The organism is Arthrobacter livingstonensis, from assembly GCF_003219815.1.
In the GTDB taxonomy this organism is placed as follows: domain Bacteria; phylum Actinomycetota; class Actinomycetes; order Actinomycetales; family Micrococcaceae; genus Specibacter; species Specibacter livingstonensis.
The window spans coordinates 1-1,593 of the sequence record NZ_QJVD01000092.1; the positions used below are offsets into that span (position 1 = coordinate 1).

At 59.7% G+C, this 1,593-nt stretch carries 2 protein-coding genes; one reads left to right on the forward strand and one right to left on the reverse strand.

The genetic code is table 11. The annotated features are described in order from the left end of the window. On the forward strand, positions 1-345 hold a 345-nt coding region (locus CVV68_RS22870), incomplete at its 5' end, for a sensor histidine kinase (RefSeq protein WP_211320978.1). Positions 346-668: 323 nt separating this feature from the next. Here the strand turns inward: CVV68_RS22870 and CVV68_RS22875 are convergent. Further along, positions 669-1,346 carry a GAF domain-containing protein gene (locus CVV68_RS22875; protein WP_170133337.1) on the reverse strand — a complete coding sequence of 226 codons (678 nt, stop codon included), beginning with the start codon at positions 1,344-1,346 and terminating at the stop codon, positions 669-671. Positions 1,347-1,593: the final 247 nt, after the last annotated feature.

Sequence of the window (1,593 nt, forward strand, 5' to 3'; positions counted from 1 at the left end):
GCAGGGCTCGTCGACGGCGGACTGTCAGATGCTGTGGTCGAAGACTTGATGGCGGTCGTCACGGAAGGACTGAGCAACGCCGTCAGACATTCCGGCGCCGGAGAGGTCAGCGTCGGAATCGATGTCGGCCAGCACACGGTCTCGCTTACGATCACAGATGACGGCGACGGGTACGAGAACCCCCACCACATCAACGGACTGTCCAACATTCAACACCGGGCCACAGCACTGGGTGGCACCTGCAGCATCGACAGCACACCAGGACAGGGCACTTCCCTGATCTGGACAGTCCCCGCTACCGGTGCCAGCACCCAGACCCCCGGCCAAGGAAACAAAACTCGCTAACGGACCACCATCGTAGGCGTGCAGCTCAACCAGCCCCTGAAGAACACCTCCGCAACCGTTCCCGCAAGTGCACCTGCACTCTCTCAACCATGGCGAGGCATCCGTGGGCCACGAATCCTTCATGGTCGCTATGTGACGTTCTTCAGGTAAGGGAATTCCTGAGCCCATGGTTGGTGGAGGCCTTCGCCATGTCGGGTGCCGAGAACCTGGCCCGATGCATGGATTCCCTTGACTTGTTCATCAACTCGCGGGGACCTGTGGTTCGCATGTTGAGGATGTGTTCATGGCCTGGGTGGCCTCCGTGAGGTTGATAATCCATTGGCTCACCGTCCGAACAGGAGCTTCAACGGCTCTTCCCGGCCATAGCGGTGCTGAGCCATGATTGCTCCGATCGCGATATCGGCAGCGGTTCGGGAAATAATGGCGACCTTGAGTTCGTCGCATTGTTCCCGCAGCTGCGCAATGACCAGGTTCAGCTTCAGCGCCTCCGAGGCAATCTGGGCAAAGGAAGCAATTGTTACAGCATCTGAGCTGGTGAAATACCCGCTGTGCTCGGAGTACAAGTTCAGGACAGCATGGGATGTATCGCCTAGCTCCAGTGGCACCGACAAAATGGACCTGACATTGATGGCTGACGCTGCGGCTGAATAGTCGGGCCACCGGCGCTCCATGCTGAGATCCTGGACGAGTAGGGCGCCATCGAGCCCCAAAGCCGTCACGCACGGCCCCGTACCACTGCTGTACTGAAGATCCTCCAGGACTCGGGCGTTCGGGCCGCTGGCAGCGGCCATGGCAGGCCGCCCGTCCTGGACGACAGTGATTCCGCATTCAACCGCACTTCGCGGACGGTAACAACATTCGGCCCCCAGGGTAACGAGTTCGGCCAGGAATTCCCCTGTTTTCTCGTCGATTAGCCCCACTTCAGTCCGCCGAGTGGTGCCGCTTCTCACCCGATACCTGTCCGGTACGCGGAAGCCCTGCTTTTTCTGCTGTTCGACCATGAAATCCCCTTGAATCCTTTGTGGAGGCCCAATACCTCGGTTCTTAGCGCACCTCATCGGAGCCGCTTCTGGTGGCCTGCTGTTTCGTCAGCCACGACAGCTGCGGCAACTACGTCCCAACAATTCCCGTGGAAACCCATCATCATGGCCACGCCTCCTCTGTGCAGACTACGGTTGGCCGACCCGGCCTGACAGGGCCAAAAGTCACCAACCGTCATGGCTGGCATACTTGAGCCGTCCGCACCAC

What these genes read in the sequence shown, in the direction of transcription:
- CVV68_RS22875 (WP_170133337.1), bottom strand. Translation starts at nt 1,346, where the DNA reads ATGGTCGAACAGCAGAAAAAGCAGGGCTTCCGCGTACCGGACAGGTAT.